20 protein-coding genes are annotated in these 20,792 nt (G+C 71.6%); 9 read left to right on the forward strand and 11 right to left on the reverse strand.

The window, feature by feature from the left end:
* Positions 1 to 339: 339 nt before the first annotated feature.
* Genes ACFQSB_RS23345 through ACFQSB_RS23355 form a run of 3 tightly spaced genes read right to left on the reverse strand, consistent with a single transcriptional unit; the run spans position 340 to position 3,147 of the window.
* Positions 340 to 936, reverse strand: coding sequence for a GNAT family N-acetyltransferase (locus tag ACFQSB_RS23345; RefSeq protein WP_380829062.1), 597 nt, complete (start codon positions 934 to 936; stop codon positions 340 to 342).
* Entirely contained in the window at positions 933 to 2,405 is a 1,473-nt protein-coding gene (locus ACFQSB_RS23350) for an APC family permease (protein ID WP_380829063.1), read from the reverse strand. Before ACFQSB_RS23350 ends, ACFQSB_RS23345 begins: the two co-directional genes overlap by 4 nt.
* Before the next feature lie 28 nt (positions 2,406 to 2,433).
* Entirely contained in the window at positions 2,434 to 3,147 is a 714-nt protein-coding gene (locus ACFQSB_RS23355) for a GOLPH3/VPS74 family protein (RefSeq protein WP_380829064.1), read from the reverse strand.
* A 561-nt stretch (positions 3,148 to 3,708) separates the two neighbouring features.
* On the opposite strand from ACFQSB_RS23355, the gene ACFQSB_RS23360 reads away from it, so the two are divergent.
* Together ACFQSB_RS23360 and ACFQSB_RS23365 are read left to right on the forward strand one after the other, a co-directional pair.
* On the forward strand, positions 3,709 to 4,239 hold the full coding sequence (locus ACFQSB_RS23360) for a flavoprotein (protein ID WP_380829065.1): 531 nt from the start codon (positions 3,709 to 3,711) through the stop codon (positions 4,237 to 4,239).
* Positions 4,240 to 4,341: 102 nt separating this feature from the next.
* The gene (locus ACFQSB_RS23365; protein ID WP_380829067.1) at positions 4,342 to 5,190 is read left to right on the forward strand and encodes a helix-turn-helix domain-containing protein; all 849 of its coding nucleotides are present in this window, start codon (positions 4,342 to 4,344) and stop codon (positions 5,188 to 5,190) included.
* A gap of 82 nt (positions 5,191 to 5,272) precedes the next feature.
* On the opposite strand, the gene trpS is transcribed toward ACFQSB_RS23365, so the two are convergent.
* The 4 genes from trpS to ACFQSB_RS23385 form a co-directional block, all read right to left on the reverse strand.
* Complete coding sequence (gene trpS, locus ACFQSB_RS23370) at positions 5,273 to 6,325, reverse strand: tryptophan--tRNA ligase (RefSeq protein ID WP_380829068.1); 1,053 nt, start codon at positions 6,323 to 6,325, stop codon at positions 5,273 to 5,275.
* A gap of 1,090 nt (positions 6,326 to 7,415) precedes the next feature.
* Complete coding sequence (locus ACFQSB_RS23375) at positions 7,416 to 7,904, reverse strand: SRPBCC family protein (protein ID WP_380829069.1); 489 nt, start codon at positions 7,902 to 7,904, stop codon at positions 7,416 to 7,418.
* Positions 7,885 to 8,241 carry an ArsR/SmtB family transcription factor gene (locus ACFQSB_RS23380; protein ID WP_354851800.1) on the reverse strand — a complete coding sequence of 119 codons (357 nt, stop codon included), beginning with the start codon at positions 8,239 to 8,241 and terminating at the stop codon, positions 7,885 to 7,887. Before ACFQSB_RS23380 ends, ACFQSB_RS23375 begins: the two co-directional genes overlap by 20 nt.
* Before the next feature lie 129 nt (positions 8,242 to 8,370).
* Entirely contained in the window at positions 8,371 to 9,234 is an 864-nt protein-coding gene (locus ACFQSB_RS23385; RefSeq protein ID WP_380829071.1) for an oxidoreductase, read from the reverse strand.
* 113 nt (positions 9,235 to 9,347) lie between these two features.
* Between ACFQSB_RS23385 and ACFQSB_RS23390 the strand changes: the two genes are divergently transcribed.
* Both ACFQSB_RS23390 and ACFQSB_RS23395 read left to right on the forward strand, forming a co-directional pair.
* Complete coding sequence (locus ACFQSB_RS23390) at positions 9,348 to 10,247, forward strand: LysR family transcriptional regulator (protein WP_380829073.1); 900 nt, start codon at positions 9,348 to 9,350, stop codon at positions 10,245 to 10,247.
* Between the two features lie 183 nt (positions 10,248 to 10,430).
* On the forward strand, positions 10,431 to 11,603 hold the full coding sequence (locus ACFQSB_RS23395; protein ID WP_380829075.1) for a carboxylate-amine ligase: 1,173 nt from the start codon (positions 10,431 to 10,433) through the stop codon (positions 11,601 to 11,603).
* On the opposite strand, the gene ACFQSB_RS23400 is transcribed toward ACFQSB_RS23395, so the two are convergent.
* The 3 genes from ACFQSB_RS23400 to ACFQSB_RS23410 form a co-directional block, all read right to left on the reverse strand.
* Entirely contained in the window at positions 11,587 to 13,134 is a 1,548-nt protein-coding gene (locus tag ACFQSB_RS23400) for an NAD(P)-binding domain-containing protein (protein WP_380829077.1), read from the reverse strand. The two genes, ACFQSB_RS23395 and ACFQSB_RS23400, sit on opposite strands and share 17 nt — an antisense overlap.
* A 4-nt stretch (positions 13,135 to 13,138) precedes the next feature.
* Complete coding sequence (locus ACFQSB_RS23405; RefSeq protein ID WP_380829078.1) at positions 13,139 to 13,702, reverse strand: hypothetical protein; 564 nt, start codon at positions 13,700 to 13,702, stop codon at positions 13,139 to 13,141.
* Between the two features lie 113 nt (positions 13,703 to 13,815).
* Positions 13,816 to 14,376: a carboxymuconolactone decarboxylase family protein gene (locus ACFQSB_RS23410; protein ID WP_380829080.1), complete on the reverse strand. Its 561-nt coding sequence runs from the start codon at positions 14,374 to 14,376 to the stop codon at positions 13,816 to 13,818.
* 277 nt (positions 14,377 to 14,653) lie between these two features.
* On the opposite strand from ACFQSB_RS23410, the gene ACFQSB_RS23415 reads away from it, so the two are divergent.
* The gene (locus ACFQSB_RS23415) at positions 14,654 to 15,049 is read left to right on the forward strand and encodes a nuclear transport factor 2 family protein (RefSeq protein WP_380829082.1); all 396 of its coding nucleotides are present in this window, start codon (positions 14,654 to 14,656) and stop codon (positions 15,047 to 15,049) included.
* A 123-nt stretch (positions 15,050 to 15,172) separates the two neighbouring features.
* Here ACFQSB_RS23415 and ACFQSB_RS23420 read toward each other — a convergent pair whose 3' ends face one another.
* A complete protein-coding gene (locus ACFQSB_RS23420) occupies positions 15,173 to 15,868 on the reverse strand; it encodes a carboxymuconolactone decarboxylase family protein (protein ID WP_380829083.1) in 696 nt (231 codons plus the stop codon).
* A 230-nt stretch (positions 15,869 to 16,098) separates the two neighbouring features.
* On the opposite strand from ACFQSB_RS23420, the gene ACFQSB_RS23425 reads away from it, so the two are divergent.
* The 4 genes from ACFQSB_RS23425 to ACFQSB_RS23440 all read left to right on the forward strand — a co-directional run bounded on the left by ACFQSB_RS23425 (position 16,099) and on the right by ACFQSB_RS23440 (position 20,788).
* Entirely contained in the window at positions 16,099 to 16,359 is a 261-nt protein-coding gene (locus ACFQSB_RS23425) for an acyl-CoA carboxylase subunit epsilon (protein ID WP_380829084.1), read from the forward strand.
* 258 nt (positions 16,360 to 16,617) lie between these two features.
* Complete coding sequence (locus ACFQSB_RS23430; protein ID WP_380829085.1) at positions 16,618 to 17,610, forward strand: DUF1702 family protein; 993 nt, start codon at positions 16,618 to 16,620, stop codon at positions 17,608 to 17,610.
* A gap of 254 nt (positions 17,611 to 17,864) precedes the next feature.
* Complete coding sequence (locus ACFQSB_RS23435) at positions 17,865 to 18,824, forward strand: DUF1702 family protein (protein WP_380829086.1); 960 nt, start codon at positions 17,865 to 17,867, stop codon at positions 18,822 to 18,824.
* Entirely contained in the window at positions 18,821 to 20,788 is a 1,968-nt protein-coding gene (locus tag ACFQSB_RS23440) for a CRTAC1 family protein (protein WP_380829087.1), read from the forward strand. The genes ACFQSB_RS23435 and ACFQSB_RS23440 overlap by 4 nt, the downstream gene beginning before the upstream one ends.
* The last annotated feature ends 4 nt before the right edge of the window (positions 20,789 to 20,792 follow it).

Consider the following 20,792-nt stretch of genomic DNA (forward strand, 5'->3'; position numbering starts at 1 on the left):
CGAGGTGGCTGTTAGCGCTCACATGCACGCCGGGGTGCCTAGGCGACCTGGAGGGAAGGTGCGGGCGCCGGCTCACAGTGATGCTCGAAGGCCAATCTTGTGAGCGTTAACAGCGGGGTGTCGCGCTGGTCCTTCTCTGTCGACGATTGTTTCGCTGATGCGGCGGAGCAAATACGACGCCCTTCGGTGGCGTCAACCCGCCGATCCGCCGCCTCGGGCGACCGGGCGCGGTCCATGGCCGTCAGGCTGGGCGGGGAAGGAGCACCTGACCTGGGTCGCGCTGAAACTTACACGGGTGGAGGCCGAAACTTACGGCCTCCACCCGTCAGCGCGGGGCGGTCACTCCTGGGCGCCGGGCAACGGATCGCGCCACATGGGGTACATGAGCGGGCCGTCCGGCAGGCGCAGGGGTTCGGGCAGGTCCGCGTAGCCGTGGCGCAGGTAGAGCCGGCGGCTCGCCTCGCTGCTGGCCTCCAGGTAGGCCGGCATCCCCTCGGCGTCGAGCAGCCGGTGGTGCTCGCGCAGCAGCAGGCTGCCGAGGCCGCGGCCGGTACGTCCCGGGACCAGCGCGATGAACGCCAGGTAGTGGTGCGGCTCGTGCGGATGGAGCTTGTCCATCAGCTCGCCGAGGACGCCGAACCGCCCGGCGTGCTCCCCGGCGAAGGAGGCGATGGCCTCGTCCTGGCCGGGGATGTCGGGGAACGGCGCGGTGAACCAGACCGCGACCCCGGCGAGCTCGCCCGACTCGTGGACCCCGTAGATGCGGCCGTGGGCGAGCGCGTGCTCGGCGTGCATGGTGAAGAACCGCCGCTGGATCGGCAGCCGGTCGGGCGGCGAGGGGATCAGCCAGCGGGAGATCGCGTCGCCGCTGAACGTGCCGGCGATGATCTCGCCGGCCCGCGCCGCGTCCGTCAGGCGGGTGATCTCGGCCGTCACTTGGCGCTCCCGCCGACCGCCTGGGCGCCGAGGCCGATGTTGGCGTACACCCCCGGCCGGGTGGCCTTCAGCACGCGGCCCCACACCAGGCCGAAGACGATGGCGACGACGAAGATGCCGGGCAGGATCCAGCGGATGACCGAGTCCGGTGCCACCCCGAGCACCGTGTCGAAGTTGATCAGCGTCATCCCGATGATCACGCACAGGGCCAGCGTGGCCAGGGCCGGGGCGATCCGCGTGCGCCACGCCGTCTCCCGCGAGGGGTTCTTGGCGAAGAAGACGATCACCGCGATCGAGGTGACGGTCAGCAGGGTCAGCAGCCCGAGGCCGCCGAACGCGCCGAAGGTGAAGAACAGCTTCGTGACCGGGTCCAGGCCGCTGACCGCGTAGATGACGATCACGATCAGCCCGAGCGCCGTCTGCAGGATCGACCCGGCCAGCGGGGCGGCGGTGCGGGCGGAGGTGCGCCCGAACACCGAGGGGATGACGTGCTCGCGGCCCAGGGCGAAGATGTAGCGGGCCGTGGTGTTGTGGAAGGCGATCATGCACGCGATGCTGCTGGTCACGAACAGCACCGAGCCGATCGTCGCGACGGTCCCGCCCATGTGCGCGGCCGCCTGGCCGAAGATCAGCGTGGGACCCTGCTCGGTCGCCGCCTTGACGATCCCGTCCGGCCCGGTCGGCACCGTCTGCGCCCAGGCGGAGATCGAGTACAGCACCGCGATGATCCCGATGCCGAGGTAGGTGGCGAGGGGCACGGTCCTGTCGCGGTCCTTGGACTCCTCGGCGAAGACCACCGAGGACTCGATGCCGGCGAACCCGGCGACGACGGTGGCCAGCGCGGCGCCCACGCCGGGCACGAACAGCGAGCCGGGGGTGAACCCGTCGAAGGTGACGCCGGCCGGCCCCGCGTGTAACACGTCGGCGACGTCGAACACCAGGACGACGGTGATCTCGCTGATCAGCAGGACCGAGAGGATCTTGCCGTTGACCTCCACGCGGAGCAGGCCGGCCAGCCCGGTCAGCGCCCACGCCACCAGTCCGATCACCCACCACGCGGGCGAGGCGCCGAACCAGTCGCGCAGCAGCGGCTCGGCGGCCGAGCCGATGATGCCGTACAGGCCGAGCTGCAGCGCGTTGTAGGCCAGCAGCGCTACCCACGCGGTCGCCACCCCCTGCGTGCGGCCGAGTCCCTGCGCGGCGTAGGCGTAGAAGGCGCCCGCGTTCACCACGTGCCTGGCCATGGTCACGTACCCGACGGCGAAGAGCGCGAAGACCGCGCCCAGCAGCAGGAACGCGAACGGCACGCCGAGGACGCCCGTCACCGCGTAGGCCGTCGGGACCGAGCCCGCGACGACCATCAGCGGCGCGGCCGCGGAGATGACGAAGAACACGACCGACGGGACGCCGAGCCGGTCCTTGGCCAGCGCGGCGCACACGACGCTGGGGCGTTGCTCTGTGAGGGACATTCGCGACTCCGTGAGATGGGGAAGGGGGTCACCGGCGGCTGATGACGGCCTGGCCGACGACGACCTCGGTCTGGACGATGAGCCTCTGCAGCGGTGGGGAGAGCGTGGCGAGCATGGCGGTGACGAACGCGGGGTCGTGGTCCCACAGCGCCCGCTTGGCGCCGCCGGTGGCGGCGAAGAGCCCGTAGAGCACGCGGTCCCTGACGGAGGGCGGTTCGCGCCGCTGGACGGCGAGGTTGAGGCGGGCGAGCGGCCACGCGGCGGCGTTCACGTCCGCGGGCGCCGCGGGCTGCTTCTTCAGCAGGTGCCGCGCCGGCGGGTTGAGGAGCTTCGCGGCGATCATCCGGTTGGTGACGTCGGTGTAGATGGTGGAGGCGAAGAAGACGAGCCAGGTGGTCACCGGATGCTGCGGCTCTTCGATGATGTGGCGCAGCACCTTGTGCGTGAGCGGATCGCTGGTGGCGTGCCGCGCGGTCGCGTAGAGGCGGTCCTGGCCGGACGCCAGGTCCAGGGTCACCCGCTCGGCCAGCATCAGCTCGCCGACCACGGCGCCCGCGAGCGCCAGGCTCGCGAGGCGAGGATGCAGCCGCGGACGGCCCGTCACGTCGTCGTGCATGACAAAGAACAGATCGTGCGCCAACGACGGGCGGGAAAAGTCACCATCAACCACGATCGGTGATGATATAGGCGATCTGTTGTATCTGTCGTCGATGAATAGCCGGAAATCCGCGATGAGTGGCATGCCGCAGATCCCATAATCAGGAGATATGTGGCAGAGGTTCCGCTTTGACGTCAATGTATGGTATCCCGATTTGCGGGAAAGGTGACATATCTGGAATGACGGGGGTGGATGTCCGGGTTGACCTTTGGGGATGAGCGGGCGAGCCGATCCGCGTCGCCACTCGTGGACGCGGCGTGGAGCACGCCGGGACGGCGCGCTTGCGGATTCCGGTTCACCGAATCGAGGGTTCGGTCCCGGTCAATTCCGGGGTCCGCCGTCGTGCGAATGGCGGACGAGGCGTCCGTCGCCGCGGCCCCGCGAGGCCGGCCGGGAAACGACCGCCGCGATTTACCGGCATAACGTGATAGCGGCGGAGCCCAGCCCATCAAACCGAATGCCGCTCACCCGCTCGCCACCCGCTCACCGCTCGTCACCCGCTCACCCGGTCACACGGTCACCTCACCCGGTCACACGGTCACCTCACCCGCTCACCGCTCACCCGCTCGACGGCGCCCGCGCCCGTGGAGGAGGTGCGCGGCTCCGGCGGGTGCGCCACCGGTCGCGCCGGGGCAGAGTAGGCGTGTGAGCAAGGTCCTCTACCTCATCGTGTGCGCCGCCGGTCCGGCCGCGGACGCCGGCGAGCTGGTCTCTCTCGGCCAGGACGCCGGCTGGGTCGTCCAGGTCGTCGCCACTCCGTCCGCGCTCGACTTCATCGACGTGCCGGCCCTGGAGAGGCGGACCGGGCGGCCGGTCCGCAGCCGGTACCGCAAGCCGTACGAGCCCAAGCCGCCACGGGCCGACGCGATCATCGTGGCCCCCGCCACCTACAACACGATCAACAAGTTCGCCCAGGGCATCGCCGACACCTACGCCCTCGGCCTGCTGGCCGAGGCGCCCGGCCTCGGCATCCCGGTCGTCGTGCTGCCGTTCGTGAACAGCGCGCTGGCCGGCCGGGCCCCCTTCCGCGACAGCGTCGGGCGCCTGCGCGCCGAGGGCGTCCAGGTCCTCATCGGCGCCGGAGCGTTCGTGCCGCACGACCCGAGCGCCGTCCACACCGGCGCCTATCCCTGGCACCTGGCCCTCGCCGCCCTTCCGGCACGCGCGCGGGACTGATCCGGCGCGCCCTCCGGCCACCGGTGAGGCGCGGACGCGGCGGGAGGCCGGCCGCGACGAGGAGGCGGGAGGTCATGACCTGGGACGACGTATAGTCCGCTGGTGAGCGGTTACGAACTGGCGGAGTTCCTGCGGGCGCGCCGCGCACGGCTGAACCCCGCCGACGTCGGCATGCCCGGCGCGGGGCCGCGCCGGGTCGCCGGGCTGCGGCGCGAGGAGGTCGCCGTCCTCGCCGGGGTCAGCGCCGACTACTACACCCGCCTGGAACAGGGCCGGGAACGCAACCCCTCGGCGCAGGTCGTGGACGCCCTCGCCCGAGCCCTGCGCCTGCACGCCGACGCCCGCTGGCACGCCTACCGGCTGGCCGGCCTGGTGCCCAGAGACCTCCGCTCAGAGCAGGCCGACCAGGTCGACCCGGCGCTGCTCCGCCTGATGGACGGCTTCCCCACGGCCGTCGCGTACGTGGTCAACCGGCGCCTCGAGGTCCTGGCCGCCAACGCGCCGGCCCGTGCCCTGACCGCCCCCCTCGGCGAACCGCGCGACATGGTGCGCGCGCTGTTCCTCGACCCGGCGGCGCGGCGGCTGTTCGCGGAATGGCCGGCCGTCGCGCGGGACACAGTGGGGGCGCTGCGGCTGGCCGCGGGACTCGACCCGGACGACACCCGGCTCGCCGCGACGGTGGAGGAGCTGACCGCCGCGAGCGAGGACTTCGCGCGGATGTGGCGCGAGCACGCCGTCAGCGGCCTCGCCGGCACCTCCAAGCTCTTCCACCATCCGGACGCGGGCCGCTTCCGGCTCGGCTACCAGACCTTCGACGTGCGCGGCGCCCCCGGCCAGCAGCTCCTGGTCGGCACCGCCGAGCCGGGCACCCCGGACGCCGGGTCGCTCGCCCTGCTCGCATCCCTGCACCCCGCGGGCGAGGGCCGGGAAGCGCGCCGCGAAGGCGGCTGACCGCTCCCCACGACCGGGCCCTCTCCGCCCCAATGCCCCGCGCCCGCCGTGGGCCCGTTTCGGGGCTGCTCGGGAGGGCCGTTCAGTACAGGGTTCCCATGGCGGCGCGCACCTCCCTCAAGGTCGTCTCGGCGATGGCGTTCGCCCGCTCGCCGCCTTCGCGCAGCACCCGGCGGACGTGGCCGCGGTCCTCGGCGTACATCGCGCGGCGGGCGCGCATCGGCGCCAGGTGCTCGTTGACCGCTTCGGTGGCCGCCGCCTTGAGCGCCGATGCGCCGGCGCCGCCGATGTCGTCGGCCACCTGGCGCGGGTCGCGGCCCAGGCACAGCGCGGTCAGCAACACGAGGCTTGAGACCTCGGGCCGCGTCGCGGGGGCGTAGGTGATGTGCCGCTCCGCGTCGGTCCTCGCGCCCCGGATCAGCCGCGCGGTCTCGTCGGCGCCGGCCGCCAGGGCGATGGCGTTGCCACGGCTCTTGCTCATCTTGGCGCCGTCGGTGCCGAGCAGCAGCGGAGCCGCCGAGAGCAGGGCCTCCGGCTCGGGAAGCACCGCCCTGCCGCCGCCGTAGCGGTTGTTCAGCCGCCGGGCGACGACCCGGCTCAGCTCGAGGTGCGGAAGCTGGTCCTGTCCGACCGGGACGAGATTGGCCTTGCAGAACAGGATGTCGGCGGCCTGGTGGGCGGGATAGGTGAACATCAGCCCGCTGACCGCCGACCGGCGCGAATGGGCGATCTCGTCCTTGACCGTCGGGTTGCGGCTGAGCTCCGCGACCGAGACCAGGCTCAGGAACGGCAGGAGCAACTGGTTGAGCGCGGGGACCGCGCTGTGGGCGAAGATCGTGCTGCGGGCCGGGTCGACGCCGACGGCCAGGTAGTCCAGCACGAGCTCCTCCACGTGCTCGGCGAGCCGGTCGGCGACGTCGCGGTCGGTCAGCACCTGGTAGTCGGCGACGACGACGAACAGCTCGACGCCGAGATTCTGCAGGCGGACGCGGTTGTGGAGGGTGCCGAAGTAGTGGCCGAGGTGCAGCCGGCCGGTCGGACGGTCGCCGGTCGAGATCCGGAACCCGCGCGGATCCCGCCGGATCAGCTCCTCCAGCTCGGCGCTGCGCAGCCGGGCGGCCCGCACGCCGAGCACGTCCGAGGGCGCACGCCCTTCTGACGCGGCCCCGGACGCGGAGCCGGGCCCGGACGCGGTCCCAAACGCGGTCCCGGAAGCGACCCCGGACGGAGGCTCGAACGTGGAGGCGGACCCGGATCCGGACGCGAACGCGATTGCGGACGCGAGCGCGGAGGCGGATGTGGACCCGGACGTGGAGTTGGACGCGGACCCGGACGTGGGCGCGATGAAGGGCCGGGGCGAACGGATCGGGTCGGTGGTGCCGGTCATGGTGTGGCTCCCTGGTGGGCGAGGTGGGTGGGATGGCCCGCCGGGACGGCCCCCTTGCCGGGTGGTTCAGGGAGAACACCAGAAAGGGCCGTCCGTCAGAACGGCCCTGCGCGTGCGAGAGAGGTGGCCGCTCCTACGAGGAGCGCCACCAGCTCACGCACTGCGGACGATGCATGGGATCAGTCTAGGCCACCCGGTGCCGCCGGCCCAGGGACCGGACCGCCCTGCCGCGCGAGGTCCCCCATGCCGTGGTGGATGCTCTCATCGACTCCTACTACGGCGACAAACCCGACCAACCCCCCGGTTGGCAGCAGAGCCATGAAAGGGTCCACCCCGCAAGCAGTCGGGGTGGCTAGCCATGGCTGCCCACCCCCGACACCACCGGCCACGCGGGGAGTCACCAGGACCCCGGTCAGGACCCCGGCCGGGCCCACTTTCCTGCTCCAACCGGCCGTCTCATCGGCACGAATGTGACACGAGCGGCCCCGACCGGTGATCTCCACCTCATGCGGCGACGGTCATGTTCCCGGTGTCGGTCCGGGGTGTTGCTCGGGTTTGTCGCCGTACGAGGGGATGCCATGGACCTGCTTGCCGGCGATCAGGCCGGCGCACGGGTCGCCCATCCCTGTCCTCGTGTAGCCAGGGGGAGGGCTGGGTGGGCAACCGTGGCTTGCCACCTCAAGTGCTTGCGGGGTGGGCCTCGTGTCGGTCTGGTGAAGGCGATGCGCGTCCGGAAAGGGCGAAGCCGCCGTCGTGGTGGGTGCGGCGGCGGCTTCACGGCTTGGCCTGCCGAGGACGCGTCCAGGGAGCGGACGATCCCGGTGGCGCGGCGGGTGGGTCAGGCCAGGGACTGGGCGACCAGTTCCAGGTGGTCCATGGCCTCCTGCATGCCGCCCTCCATGCCCGAGCCGATGTGCGCGTCGCGCGACTCGCGGCCGTCGTGCTCGATGAGCGAGGTGAGCGTCGTGCGCCCGTCCTTCTCGCTGAACGCGGTGGTGACCAGGGCCGCCTTGTCGGGCATGCCCTCGTAGACCTCCGTCGCCACGATGCGCTCGTGCGGGACGATCTCGCGGTACTCGCCGTGGAACCCGACCTCGAACCCGCCGTGCGCCGTCAGCACGTAGCGCCAGGCGCCGCCGACGCGCAGGTCGACCTCGGCGAGCGTCACCTCGCCCCGTTCGCCGCCCCACCAGCGCCTGATGAGCTCGGGCGTGGTCCAGGCCCGGTAGACCAGGTGCCTGGGGGCGTCGAATTCGCGCGTGATCAAGATCTGGGTGTCCGCCGGGAGCGTGACCACCGCCGTACCGCTACTCGCCTTCGTCGCCATCGCGTCGCTCCGTTTCCTTGAGTTCCTCCAGCACGACGTCCATCAGGTCGAAGCGCTGCGACCAGGTGTGCTCGTAGCCCCGCACCCAGTCGTGAATGGACTTGAGCGGCCGGCCGTTGAGCCGGTAGAGGCGTTGCCGTCCCTCGTCGCGCACGTCGACCAGCCCGACCTCTCTGAGCACCCGCAGGTGCTTGGACACCAGGGGTTGGGGAAGACCGAGCAGCCCGACCAGGTCGCCGACCGACCGCTCGCCGCCGACCAGGGCGTCCAGGATCTCCCGCCGCCGGGGCTCGGCCACCGCGTTGAACGCGTCCGTCGTCGTCGCCGCTCGTGCCATGGCCCAATCGTATTCCCATATGGGTATGCGTGCAAGGCGCGTGCGTCCGGGATCGGCGCATCACGGGGAACGGCCCCGCCGGGACGGCGGTCAGCCGAACGCGGCGTCGCGGGCGACCGGCTCCCATGGTCAGCCGAACGCGGTGTCGCGGGCGACGGGCTCCCAGGCCAGCAGCTCCGCGCGCACGCGGTCCGCGTGGGACACCAGCGCGTCCACCGCGTCGTCGCCCAGGGGCAGCCGAAGCGGCACAGGATCCGCCTGAAGGGCGGCGAGGATGGCCGCGGCGGCCTTGGCGGGGTCGCCGGGCTGCTTGCCGTCCGCCCCCGAGGCCATGGACCGGGTGGGCCCGACGGTCTCCCGGTAGGCCTCCATGGCATCCGACCGGTACAGGGCGTCACCGAACAGGCCGGTCCTGAACGCCCCCGGCTCGACGATCAGCACCTTGACGCCGAAAGGCGCGACCTCCTCGGCGAGCGCCTCCGACAGCCCTTCCAGCGCGCACTTGGTCGCCGAGTACGCGCCGAACCCGGCGAAGGACAGTTGGCCGCCCATGCTGCTCATCTGCACGATGGCGCCCGAACCCTGGCGGCGCATGTGCGGCAGCACGGCCCGCACGAGCGCGACCGGCCCGAACAGGTGCAGTTCCATCAGGTCGCGCAACTCCTTGTCGGTGGTCTCCTCGACCGCGCCGATCTGGCTGCGCCCGGCGTTGTTCACCAGGACGTCGACGCGGCCGTACCAGAGGATGACCTCGGCGACCACGGCCGCGACGCGCGCGGGGTCGGTGACGTCCAGTCGCAGGGCCGCGGCGCGGCCGGGGTGCGCGGCCACCAGGTCGTCGATCGCCTCCGGCCTGCGCGCCGTGGCCACCACGGTGTCGCCGGCCGCCAGCGCCGCCTCGGCGATCGCCCGCCCGAAGCCCGAGGAGGCTCCGGTGATCAGCCATACCCTGCCCGCCGCCGGCCGGGCGGGGGCTCCGTTGTCCACGGTCATTCGTCCTTCTCCACGCTCAGGGGTCTGTTGAGGTCTCCGTTATGCCGTGAGCCGTGGCAGGCCGTCCAAGACAGAAGATCGGCGGTCCGATAAACAGCGTTTATCATCGCAGGATGGAGCTACGGCAGCTGCGCTACCTGGTCGCGATCGACGAGGCGGGGAACCTCAGGCGGGCCGCCGAGGCGCTGTACGTGAGCCAGCCCGCGCTGTCCTACTCCTTGCGCACCCTGGAGTCCGAGCTCGGCGTGCGGCTGTTCGACCGGCACTCCGGCGGGGTGACCGCGACCGACGCCGGGAGGGAGGTCGTGGCCGAGGCGCGGCGCACGGTCGCCCAGGCCGGGCGGGTGACGGCCGCCGCCGAGCGGCACCGGCGCGGCGAGACCGGCGTGCTGCGGGTCGGCTTCGAGGCCAGCGGCGCGGGGCGGCTCACCACCCGCGCCAGGGCCGAGTTCGCCCGCCGCAACCCCGGCGTCCGGGTGGAGCCCAAGCGGTTCGACTGGGGCCAGGAGGCCGCCGCCCTGCGCGAGGGCAGGGTGGACGTGGCCTTCGTCTGGCTGCCCGCCGACCTCGCCGGCCTGCGCGCCGAGGTCGTGCACACCGAGGAACGGGTCGTCGGGCTGCCGTCCGGGCACCGGCTCGCCGGGCGGGACGGCGTGTCGGTCCTGGAGGTGAACGACGAGCCGCTCATGTGGACCGAACGGGCGCCGCGCGCCTGGGTGGACTGGTGGGCGGTCAACCCCCGGCCGGACGGGTCGGCCCCGCGCTGGGGGCCGACCAACGACAACGTGGAGGAGATGCTGGAGCAGGTGGCCGAGGGCGCCGCCATCTGCTTCGCCCCGGCCAGCATGGCCATCTACTACGCCCGTCCCGACCTGTCGTGGGTGCCGCTCACCGACGTCGAGCCGCTGCGGGTGGCCCTGGCCTGGGCGGACGGCGCGGACGCGCCCCTCGTGCGGGGGTTCGCGCAGGTCGTTCGCGAACTGGCCTCCGGTGGTACGGCCGTGGTGTCCTGACCGGTGGCCGCCGGACCCTGAGGGCCTCCGCGTCCCCCCGCGACGGCGGGGCCGCCGGTCGCCGCACCCCGATCGGGGGGCCGGGTGACCCCATTGAGTCTGCGGGAAGAAGATCTGTATGGGTAGCGTGTCGGGAGTCGGCAGACGAGCCCGCAGGACGGGCCGAGCTTTCCTGGAGTAGTGATGACGGCCACCCTCGACGCACCGCCGCCCGTGCCTTTCGACGCGGTCTGCCCGCTGATGGGGGTGGAGGAGGAGTACCTGGTCGTCGACCCGGCGACGCGCGAGGTCAGCCCGTGGGGCGCGCGCATCGTCGAGCGCGCCGCCGTCACGATGGGAGACCGGGTCTGCACCGAGATCACCAAGTTCCAGGTGGAGGCGAAGACCGCCCCCTGCGCGGGCGTGGCCGAGCTGGAGGGCCAGCTGCGCCGCATGCGGGCGGCGGTGGCCGCGGCGGCCCGCGACGAGGGCCTCGCGCTGGTCGCCTCCGGCACCGCGGTGCTGGGCCAGGTCGTGCCGCCGCCGATCAACGACGACCCGCGCTACGGGGTCGGCGTGGCGACCTACCGGGCGCTGCACGACGAGCTGAGCATCTGCGCGGGCCACGTCCACGTGCACCTGCCCGACCGCGAGCGGGCCGTGCTGGTGGGCAACCACGTGCGGCCCTGGCTGCCGGTGCTGATCGCGCTGATGGCCAACTCGCCGTTCTGGGCGGGCCGCGACACCGGGTACGCGAGCTGGCGGACGCTGTCGTGGGGCAAGTGGCCGGTGGCCGGGCCGCCGCCGTACTTCGGCTCCCTGCGCGAGTTCGACGAGACCATCGCCGCGCTCACCGAGATGGGCGCGCTGGTCGACCCCGGGACGATCTTCTGGGACGTCCGGCCGTCGGCTCGGCTGCCGACCCTGGAGATCAGGGTCACCGACGTCCCGGCGACCGCGGAGGAGTCGGCGCTGCTCGCGGCGCTCGTGCGGGCGCTGGTCGTGGTCTCGCTGGAGCGGGTCGAGCGGGGCGACCCGGGGCCGCCGCTGCCCGCCGAGCGGCTGCGCGTGGCGTATTGGCGGGCGGCCCGCGACGGGCTGGACGGGCACGGCGTCGACCCGGTCACCGGGCGGCTGCGCCCGGCGGCGGAGCTGCCCGGCGTCCTGCTGGAGCACGTGCGCCACGCGCTCGCGGCCACCGGTGACCTGGACCTGGTCACCCGGCGGCTCGGACGGCTGGCCGCCACCGGCACGGGCGCCGCGCGCCAGCGCGCCGCCCACGCCCGCCGCGGCCGCTTCACCGACGTCGTCGACCACCTCATCGACCACCTGGTCCCTGCCGAGGAGGCCGGGGAGGGGGTCACAGGTAGCCGGTGAGGAACTCCTTCAGGGGCGCGACGTGCCGGACGGGGTCGCGCCACTGGGCCAGGAGGTCTTCCAGCAGGTGGCGTTCGGCCACCTGCTCGCCGTGCCGCCAGACGCGGACGACGGGGTGCAGGAAGGCGCTCTCGTGGGCCCGCTCGGGGGTGGGGTGCCGCTTGATGGCGAACACGTCGTCGTGGCGGTCGCGGCCCCAGCGCAGGGTGACGGTGAAGCACAGCGGGTGGCCGGCGAACCGCTCGGCGGCGTAGTCCTCGGGCAGGTCCTGGTAGTGCGTGACGGTCCCGGCGTCCGGGTCGACGACGTAGGCGTCGCACAGGTACTCGAACTGGGTCCACAGCGCCGAGCTCCAGTTGACCCGGTCGAGCATGGTGGCGGTCAGCCGGCCGGGGTCGGGCGGCAGCGCCTGCCGGTCGAGCGGGACCGACTCGTACCGCTCGGCGAGCAGGGCGGCCATGGTGCGCAGGTTGTAGCGGAACCCGTCGATGAACGCCGAGGAGGCGCGCTTGAAGTCGCGGGCCTGCATGAGCGTGCCGGCGAAGTACAGGCCGTCCACGTTGGCCGACTGGAAGTCGGGACGGATGGCCGGCATGCGCCCGCTGGGCGTGAGCTCGGGACGGCAGGACTCGCCGAACAGGGAGGTGTCCATGGTGAACCCGGTGCAGCGGATCACCGCGTCGTACTCCAGCAGCGCCTGCTCGCCCTCGGCGAGGGTGTAGGTGATGGCGGCCTTGTAGGCGTCGCCCTCGCGCCAGATGCGGTCGACCGTGCATTCAAGGACGCCGTGCAGGGTCTTGAACCAGTAGCTGTCGAGCAGGGCGCCGTACTGGCCGCGCACGTTGCCCGGGTGCTTGGTGTTCCACGCCAGGGTGACCGGGCTGGGGCTGGCGAGGTGGATGATGGCGGCGTCGCCGAGCATCGAGTGGGCGGTCTCGAACGCCGAGTTGCCCTTGCCGATGATGAGCACGCGCTTGTCGGTGAAGTGCTCTCCGGACGTCGGGACGTCCTCGTAGCCCATGGCCAGCTCGATGCCCGGGATGTCGGGGATATTCGGCCCGCCCCAGCCGGTGGCGATGATCAGGCACTCGGCGCGGACCACCTCGCCGCCGGCCAGGTGCGCCAGGAAGTCCCCGCCGGTCTTCTCGACGCGTTCGACCGGCGTCCCGTAGCGGACGTTCAGCGCGTGCTCGCGCTGGAAGTCGGCCAGGTAGCGCACCAGGTCGTCGGCGCAGGGCAGGTACTCCTGCGAGTAGCGGGGGAAGGTCAGCTCGGAGGAGTCGCTGAGCAGGGAGTTCCAGTCCCACCGCAGCAGGATCTCCGGGTCCTTCTCGGTGGTGTGCACCTTGTTCAGCGAGATGAGCCTGCGGTGGCGCGGGAACCGCCGGAAGAACCCGCCGGGGGCCTGCTCGCGCTCCAGGGTGAGGTAGTCGGCGCCGGCGCGCTGGAGGTAGTAGCTGAGCTGCAGCCCCGCAGGGCCGGCCCCGATGATCAGATAGCGGACGCGCCCGTCCTGTCCCATGTCCGTCATGGGCTCAGGCCGGGACGGTGGCGCAGGAGCAGTTCATCCGCGCCTGCTCGTCGGGGCGAGGACGGCGGTGCAGCACCATGGCCACCACCATGGGCACGAAGACGACGGCGTTGTAGAACAGGTGCAGCTCCACGCGGGGCACCAGAAGCTGGATGATGCTGGTCGGCACCGGCCGGCCGAGCAGGTGGACGCCGGTCAGCGCCTGCAGCAGCAGGAGCAGGTGCTCGAAGTGGTGCCATACCTGGATGCCGAGCGAGATGGTCCACCAGGTGAGCGCCCGCCCGGTGAAGCCCTTGCGCAGCACGATGAGGCCCACCAGCATCAGCAGCGCGTAGCCGTAGTGCATCCACTCGGAGGTCACCAGCCACGGGAACGGCAGGCCGAGCACGCCGCGCGCCTCGGGGACCGGCCAGCCCATGACGTAGATCTGGACGGCCTGCGCCACGTGCTCGGCCCAGTGGGCGAGCACGATGAACAGGAACACGTTCAGGCCGAGCCGGTGGTGGTCGGTGTTCAGCGAGGTGATCAGGTCGTGCCTGTGCGGTAAGGCGCTGGAGTGGCTGGCCATGGTTCCTCCGCGGTCGTCGGGTCGGTCGCCGCCCGGGCGCGGCCGTCGCGCTCCGTGCCCCGCGCGGCGGGGGCATGCGTGGGCGCCGGCCCGCCGGCGGGCCGGCGCGGCCGTCAGGAGCGGCGCTGCGCCTCGGCGAGCAGGGCCAGGTAGCCGTCGGCGACGATGCGCTCGGCCCGGGCCGCGTAGGAGGCCGGGTCGTCGGGGGCGATCGTCGCCAGGCCGTCGACGTAGCGGTTGTACATGCAGAACGCCGCGGCGATCAGCACGGTGTCGTGGATCTCCAGATCGGTCGCCCCGGCGGCGCGGGCGGCGGCCACGTGCTCCTCGGTGACCTCGCGCCCGCCGCGCTGGACGGCGGCGGCGATGCCGAGCAGGGCCCGCAGCTTGGGCGTGATGGGTGCGCTCGCGAGGTCGGCGCGGACCTGTTCGACCAGCTCCATGCCCTCGGGAAGCTGGGCGGCGGCGTAGGCGGCGTGCGAGGAGAAGCAGTAGCGGCACTCGTTGAGCGACGAGACGTACGCGGCGATCAGCTCGCGCTCGCCCGGGGTGAGCGTGCTCTCGGCCCGCAGCAGCACCTCGACCAGCGCGTTGAGCGGGCCGGCGGTCTCGGGCCGGAACCGGAACAGGCCGCGGATGCCGGGCTCGTCGGTGGTAAGGGTGATGTGGGGCATGGCAGTTTCCTCGCCGTCGTGCAGTTGAGGCCTTTCACGCAGCCCCACGTGCGCATTTCATCCGACAAACGCTCATGCTCGCCATTCGACCACCCGGCTGTCAATGGCTGTTTTCGGTCACCCCTTAATCGCTTGACTGTGCCCCTTAAATCCTGTTGTCCACACCGGTATGACTATATGGTAAGTATGTCCTCACTCTCTTGTTTGCGGGTAAAGGCCCGGCGTAGCGTCACCACGTCGCCCCCAAACGATCCGCACCATCATGAGGAGGCCGTCCATGTCCGAACACCCCAACGTCAACCCGGTCCGCGAGATCTACGACGCCATCGCCAAGGGCGAACTGGATTACATCCGCGACAGTCTGCTCGCCGACGGCGTCTCCTTCCACGTGCCGGGCCGCGGCCCGCTCGCCGGAACGTACAAGGGCAAGGAAGAGGTGCTCGGCTACCTGGCGAAACTCGCGAATCACACCGGGAACTCACTGCGCTACGACCCCGACACCTTCCTCGCCGACGACGGCCACGTCGCCGCCCTGCTGCGCATCAGGGGTGACCGCGACGGCAAGGAGCTGGACGAGCGCGGCGTCCACGTCTTCCACGTCACGGACGGCAAGATCACCGAGCGGTGGAGCTTCCCCTACGACACTCACGTCATCGACGAGTTCTTCGCATAGGCGACCGAGGCGCCCGAGGCGCACGGATCACCGGCCCGGTGTTACGCGAGCCGGTGTCCTCTCCTGACCGCCCGGTCCGCCCGGCTCCTCGCCGGCGCGGGCCGGGCGGTCGCGTCGCCGCCGTCAGTTCTCGGCCTGCGACTCGGCGAACACGGCGAGATAGCCGTTGGCCATCTTCGCCCGCGCCGCGTAGACCTCCGGATCGTCCGGCGCGAACGTGGCCAGGCCGTCGACGTAGCGGTTGTACATGCAGAAGGCCGCCGCGATGAGCACCGTATCGTGGATCTCGACGTCGGTCGCGCCCGCCGCGCGCGCGTCGGCCACCTGCCGCCGGGTGACCTTCTTCCCGCTCTCCTGCACCGACGCGGCGATGGCCAGCAGCGCTCTGAGCTTCTCGGAGACCGGGGCGGTCGACAGGTCGGCGCACACGTGCTCCACCAGCATCATGCCGTCGGGGGAGCGCACGGCGGCGAAGGCGGCATGGGTGTAGAAGCAGAACCGGCACTGGTTGAGCGCCGAGACATAGGCCGCGATCAGTTCGCGTTCCCCGCGGGTCAGCGTGCTGTCACCGCACAGCAGCACCTCCGACAGGGCGTTCAACGGAAGCGCCGCGTCCGGGCGGTACCGGAACAGGCCGCGGATCCCCGGTTCGTCGGAGTTCAGCGCGATGTGCGGCTCCTCGGGGCTCGGCGCGCCCAGTGGCACCAGGGGAGGCCGGGCGGGCCATTCCAGCCCACAGGACAATCCGGCCGTCTGGGGCAGGGACTCAAGGTCGACGGACACGTTCGAGCGGACAGGTAGGGCCAATGCGTTCGACATTGCGGATCCTTTCGGCAGCCAACTGAGCTCGCACGTTCCACTGTGCGCGCCGCCCCGTCCCCGCAGACAGAGGTTCGGAGGTCAGCAAGCTGCCGGGGGACTTCCGTTTCCTGCAGGCCGCCCCCCTTGACGTCCCCGGCGCGAGCAGGTCAGCACGGCAGGAGATGCGCCGGGCGGGGGCGGGAGTGAGGCTGGTAGAGCGGGTCATCCGAGCCGGGAGGGCGGCGACTGTGACGCAGGGCTTCTACCTGAAGGTGGTACGCGGCAACCCGACGGCCGAGGAGCTGGCCGCGCTGATCACGGTGCTCAGCGCGCGCGCCGCCTCGCAGGCCGGCGGGGACTCCGGCGCGCACCCGTCCCAGAACGGCGCCGGCGCCGGCCTCGCCCCGGAGCCCGCCTCGGCGTGGCTGGACGGATCGCGCACGGCGCGCAAGCCGTCGGCTCCGAGCGCCAGTGCCGCGGCCTGGCGGGTCAGCGGCTGGGCCGGCTGACCGCTTTCGACATACTCGCCGGCGAGCCCCCGCATTCGCGGGGGCTCGCTGCTTTTCCGGTGCCTTGCACCGCTTACCCGGGCCGCCGGGACGGCCTGCCGGAGGATCTTCGCCCGCGCCCGTAAGACAGGTCATTACAGATCATGACTTAGCTTCGCAATACGGGAGATGTCGCGAAACTCCTTCGCATATCACCATTAAATGGTCCAGCTGAGGGTGCGGAACCGTCATCGGCTGACGGCGAAGACGAGGAGCATTATGCCTACCCTGTTCGGCTCATTGCGCAGGCTCGTGCTGACCCCGTCGCTGGCCGACGTGACATTCGGCGTGCGCGGCTTTCCCGCCACCCCGTCGGAGGCGACGCGACGGCTGGAGGCCATCCCGCGGGCGGTGATCTGCGGGTTCGAATGGGGGATCGACGCGCGCGACCAGTGGGAGGTCGAGCGCCGTCTCGAACTGGTCGACCAGGAGCACCGGGGGTTCGCCTACGAGGGCGCGACGATGGCGTTCACCGTGCTCGACGCGATGGCCGGCGGGCGCGGCCACCGCACCCGCGACCTGCTGCTCGGCCCCGGGCAGCCGCACATCTTCCTCACCTACATCGGCATCGGCTTCGCCATGGCCCGCCTGCCCCGGCCGCTGTGGAAGAAGGTGATGCCCGACCTCAGCGGCTCGGCGTACTACCCCACGATGAGCTGGCTGGCCGTCGACGGCTACGGATTCGACCGCGCCTACTTCGAGACCCCCCGCTGGGTGGACCAGCAGCGGGTGCCCGCGCCGTACGCCTGGGAGGGCGACCCCGAGTACTTCCTGCGGGCCGTCGACCAGGGCATCGGCCGCGCCCTGTGGTTCATCCACGGCGGCAACGTCCCGGGCATCGCGTCCCGCGTCGAGGGCTTCGCGGCCCACCGGCGGGCCGACCTGTGGAGCGGCGTCGGACTGGCCGCGACCTTCGCCGGCGGCTCGACGCCCGAGGGACTGGCCGCGCTGCGCCACGCCGCGGGGGAGTACCGGCCCGAGCTGGCCCAGGGCGTGGTCTTCGCCGCCAAGGCGCGTGACTTCTCCGGCTTCGTGCCCGAGCACACCGAGGCGGCCACCTCGGTGCTCGCCGAGCTGTCGATGGAGGCCGCCGTCGCGCTGGCCGACGCCACCGCGGTGGAGGCGGGCCCCGGCGCCGTGCCGGCCTACGAGCTGTGGCGGCGCGCGGTGCGCGCGCACTTCGTCACCGCCGGCGAGCGCATCCCGGGCTGACCGCCGCCGTCGTCTCCTTTTCCGCCGGCGCCGGCCGGCGGAAAAGGTCATTCTCGCATGCGCGGGATCAGACCCCATAAGGGTGCGGAGGTCATTTCCGCGTGCCCGGGAAACGGAAATGGCGCTACGCCGAGTGAGCACGTTTGAAGTGGACCCGAAGTAGTCCGATATGGCTACATTTAACCACAGATTATCCCGCGGAGCAGGGAAACCCCCGGGGGAGGGAGAGGGAATTGGCCAGCCTTCTGAGATCATTGAGGCGACGAATTATCACGCCGAACATCTCCGAGACGAAACTCGCGACGCGTGGTTTCCATGTGAAGAACGCCGAAGCCCGCGATCTGCTCGAAACGGTCGGCGAGATGTTCCTCACGGGCTACGCCTACGCGGCCGAGGCCCGCACGCCGGCCGAGGCGGAGGAGCGGCTGGAGCAGATCCCCCGGCGGTTCCGCGGCTTCGCCTACGAGGGCGCCGGCATGGCCTACGCCATCCTCGACGCCACCCCGCTGGCGACCAGCGGCAAGGTCGCCGCCAGCCTGGCCGGCCGGGGCGACGCCCAGGTCTACCTGATCTACGTCGGCGTCGGCTGGGCCATGGCGCGGCTGCCCCGCGTGCTCTGGTCGAAGATCCACGCCCCCGACCCGCTGCTGCGGTGGCTGGCGCTGGACGGGTACGGCTTCCACCAGGCCTACTTCCGCACCCAGCAGTACGTTCACGACCAGTACCAGGACCCGCGCTTCCCCTGGCCGAAGGACGGCACGTCCGCGTACGCGAACCGCGTCATCGACCAGGGCATCGGCCGGGCGCTGTGGTTCGTCGGCGGAACCGACGTCGAGGTCGTCAGCTCGCTGATCGCCAAGTTCCCCGAGCAGCGGCGCGGCGACCTGTACGCCGGCGCCGGCCTGGCCGCGACCTACGCCTGCGGCGCCGAGGAGGACGAGCTGCGCAGGTTCGCCGAGCTGGCCGGCCCGAACCGCCCCCAGCTCGCGCAGGGCTCGGCGTTCGCCGCCGAGGCGCGGGTGCGGCCCGGCCTGGTGGTCCCCGCCACCGAGATCGCCACGCGCGTGTTCTGCGGCGTCCCGCCCGAGCAGGCGGCCCGCATCAGCAACGAGTCACGTCCCGACCAGCCGATTCAGGGTGATGTGCCGGCCTATGAGGTGTGGCGGCAGCGCATCGCCGACCAATTTGTCTCTCTTGGAGGTGTTAGCCGGTGACCGCGACCCTTGGCTGGCTGCGCAGGCAGCTACCGGGAATCGTCGCTCTCGTGCTGATCGTGAGCGTCTTCTCGATTGCCCGCCTGCCGTCCTACTCCGCGGCCGAGACCGCGACCATCGCGAGCAAGTTCTCGTTCAAGCCGTTGTCCATCGCGCTGCCCAGTGGCTACACGCAGCAGACGATCCGCAAGGTGAACAAGGACTACACGCACATCGACGCCTGGATCTCCTCGGTCGGCGCGGCCATCGCCATGAACGACCTCGACGGCGACGGGCTGTCCAACGACCTGTGCCTGGTGGACACGCGCATCGACCAGGCCGTGGTGACGCCCACGCCCGGCGCGCGCGGCAACCGGTACGCGCCGTTCGCCCTGAACCCGGCCGGCCTGCCGATGAACGACACCATGGCGCCGATGGGCTGCGTCCCCGGTGACTACAACGAGGACGGCCGCATCGACCTGCTGGTCTACATGTGGGGCCGCACGCCGATCGTGTACCTGGCCAAGCCGGGCGCGACCAAGCTGGACGCCGCCGCCTACCAGGCCGTCGAGCTGGTGCCCGGCGCCAACTCCACCAACGGCCAGTACACGGGCCCGAAGTGGAACACCAACGCCGCCACCGTCGCCGACTTCGACGGCGACGGCCACGACGACATCTTCATCGGCAACTACTTCGCCGACAGCCCCGTCCTGGACCCCAACGCCAACGGCGGCGTGCACATGAACCACTCGATGTCCGACGGCCACAACGGCGGCGAGGACTACTTCTTCCGCTGGACCGGCTCCAGCACCGGCGCCACCCCCTCGGTCACCTACGAGTGCGTCGACAACGTGCTGTCGAAGGAGGCCTCCAAGGGCTGGGAGCTCGGCGCCGCCGCCACCGACCTGAACGGTGACCAGCTCCCCGAGCTGTACCTGGCCAACGACTTCGGCCCCGACCGGATGTTCTACAACCGGTCCACGCCCGGGCACATCAAGCTCTCGCCGGTCACCGGCGTCCGCTCGCCGATCATCCCCAAGTCCAAGACGGTGGGCAACGACTCCTTCAAGGGCATGGGCGTCGACTTCGGCGACCTGAACCACGACGGCCTGTACGACATGTTCGTCAGCAACATCACCACCTCGTGGGGCATCGAGGAGAGCAACTTCCAGTACATGAACACCGCCAAGGACCAGGCGGACCTGACCGCGAAGCTGAGCGAGGGCGTGGCGCCGTTCAAGGACGTGAGCGCGCCGTCGGGCACCGCGTGGTCCGGCTGGGGCTGGGACATCAAGATGGCGGACTTCAACAACAGCGGCGACCTGCAGATCGCGCAGGCCACCGGGTTCGTCAAGGGACAGACCGACCGCTGGCCGCAGCTCCAGGAGCTCGCCACCGCCAACGACCAGCTCCTGCAGAACCCCTTCTGGTGGCCGAACGCCCGCGCCGGCGACGACATCGGCGGGCACCAGACGCTGCACTTCTTCGTCAAGGGCCCCTCGGGCCGCTACGTCGACATGGCCAAGGAACTCGGCCTGGCGATCCCCACGCCGACCCGCGGCATCGCCACCGGTGACGCCGACGGCGACGGCCGCCTGGACTTCGCCGTGGCCCGCCAGTGGGACGAGCCGGTGTTCTACTCCAACCAGAGCCCCGACACCGGCGCCTACCTCGGCCTGAAGCTGTTCCGCGACACCCCCGCCTCCCCGGGCGCGCTCCCCGCGGCCGGCTCGCCGGTCACCGGCGCGCAGGTCTGCGTCAAGACCGCCGACGGGCGCACCTACGTCGCCCGCGTCGACGGCAGCAGCGGCCACTCCGGCCGGCGCTCCACCGACGTGCACATCGGCCTCGGCCAGAACGTCACCGGGCCGCTGACGGTGAACGTCAAGTGGCGCGACCGCACCGGCCAGGTACACGCCCAGGATCTCCAGCTCGCCACGGGCTGGCACACGCTCGAGCTCGGCCAGCAGGCCAAGGAGAAGTGATCGA

The sequence above is a fragment of the Sphaerisporangium rhizosphaerae genome (genome assembly GCF_042665155.1).
In the GTDB taxonomy this organism is placed as follows: domain Bacteria; phylum Actinomycetota; class Actinomycetes; order Streptosporangiales; family Streptosporangiaceae; genus Sphaerisporangium; species Sphaerisporangium rhizosphaerae.

Bases quoted from the DNA above. Each gene is read 5' to 3' on its own strand.
- ACFQSB_RS23350 (WP_380829063.1), bottom strand. From the start codon at position 2,405: ATGTCCCTCACAGAGCAACGCCCCAGCGTCGTGTGCGCCGCGCTGGCC.
- ACFQSB_RS23355 (WP_380829064.1), bottom strand. From the start codon at position 3,147: ATGCCACTCATCGCGGATTTCCGGCTATTCATCGACGACAGATACAAC.
- ACFQSB_RS23375 (WP_380829069.1), bottom strand. From the start codon at position 7,904: ATGGCGACGAAGGCGAGTAGCGGTACGGCGGTGGTCACGCTCCCGGCG.
- ACFQSB_RS23380 (WP_354851800.1), bottom strand. From the start codon at position 8,241: ATGGCACGAGCGGCGACGACGACGGACGCGTTCAACGCGGTGGCCGAG.
- ACFQSB_RS23385 (WP_380829071.1), bottom strand. From the start codon at position 9,234: ATGACCGTGGACAACGGAGCCCCCGCCCGGCCGGCGGCGGGCAGGGTA.
- ACFQSB_RS23390 (WP_380829073.1), top strand. From the start codon at position 9,348: ATGGAGCTACGGCAGCTGCGCTACCTGGTCGCGATCGACGAGGCGGGG.
- ACFQSB_RS23395 (WP_380829075.1), top strand. From the start codon at position 10,431: ATGACGGCCACCCTCGACGCACCGCCGCCCGTGCCTTTCGACGCGGTC.
- ACFQSB_RS23400 (WP_380829077.1), bottom strand. From the start codon at position 13,134: ATGACGGACATGGGACAGGACGGGCGCGTCCGCTATCTGATCATCGGG.
- ACFQSB_RS23405 (WP_380829078.1), bottom strand. From the start codon at position 13,702: ATGGCCAGCCACTCCAGCGCCTTACCGCACAGGCACGACCTGATCACC.
- ACFQSB_RS23410 (WP_380829080.1), bottom strand. From the start codon at position 14,376: ATGCCCCACATCACCCTTACCACCGACGAGCCCGGCATCCGCGGCCTG.
- ACFQSB_RS23415 (WP_380829082.1), top strand. From the start codon at position 14,654: ATGTCCGAACACCCCAACGTCAACCCGGTCCGCGAGATCTACGACGCC.
- ACFQSB_RS23420 (WP_380829083.1), bottom strand. From the start codon at position 15,868: ATGTCGAACGCATTGGCCCTACCTGTCCGCTCGAACGTGTCCGTCGAC.
- ACFQSB_RS23430 (WP_380829085.1), top strand. From the start codon at position 16,618: ATGCCTACCCTGTTCGGCTCATTGCGCAGGCTCGTGCTGACCCCGTCG.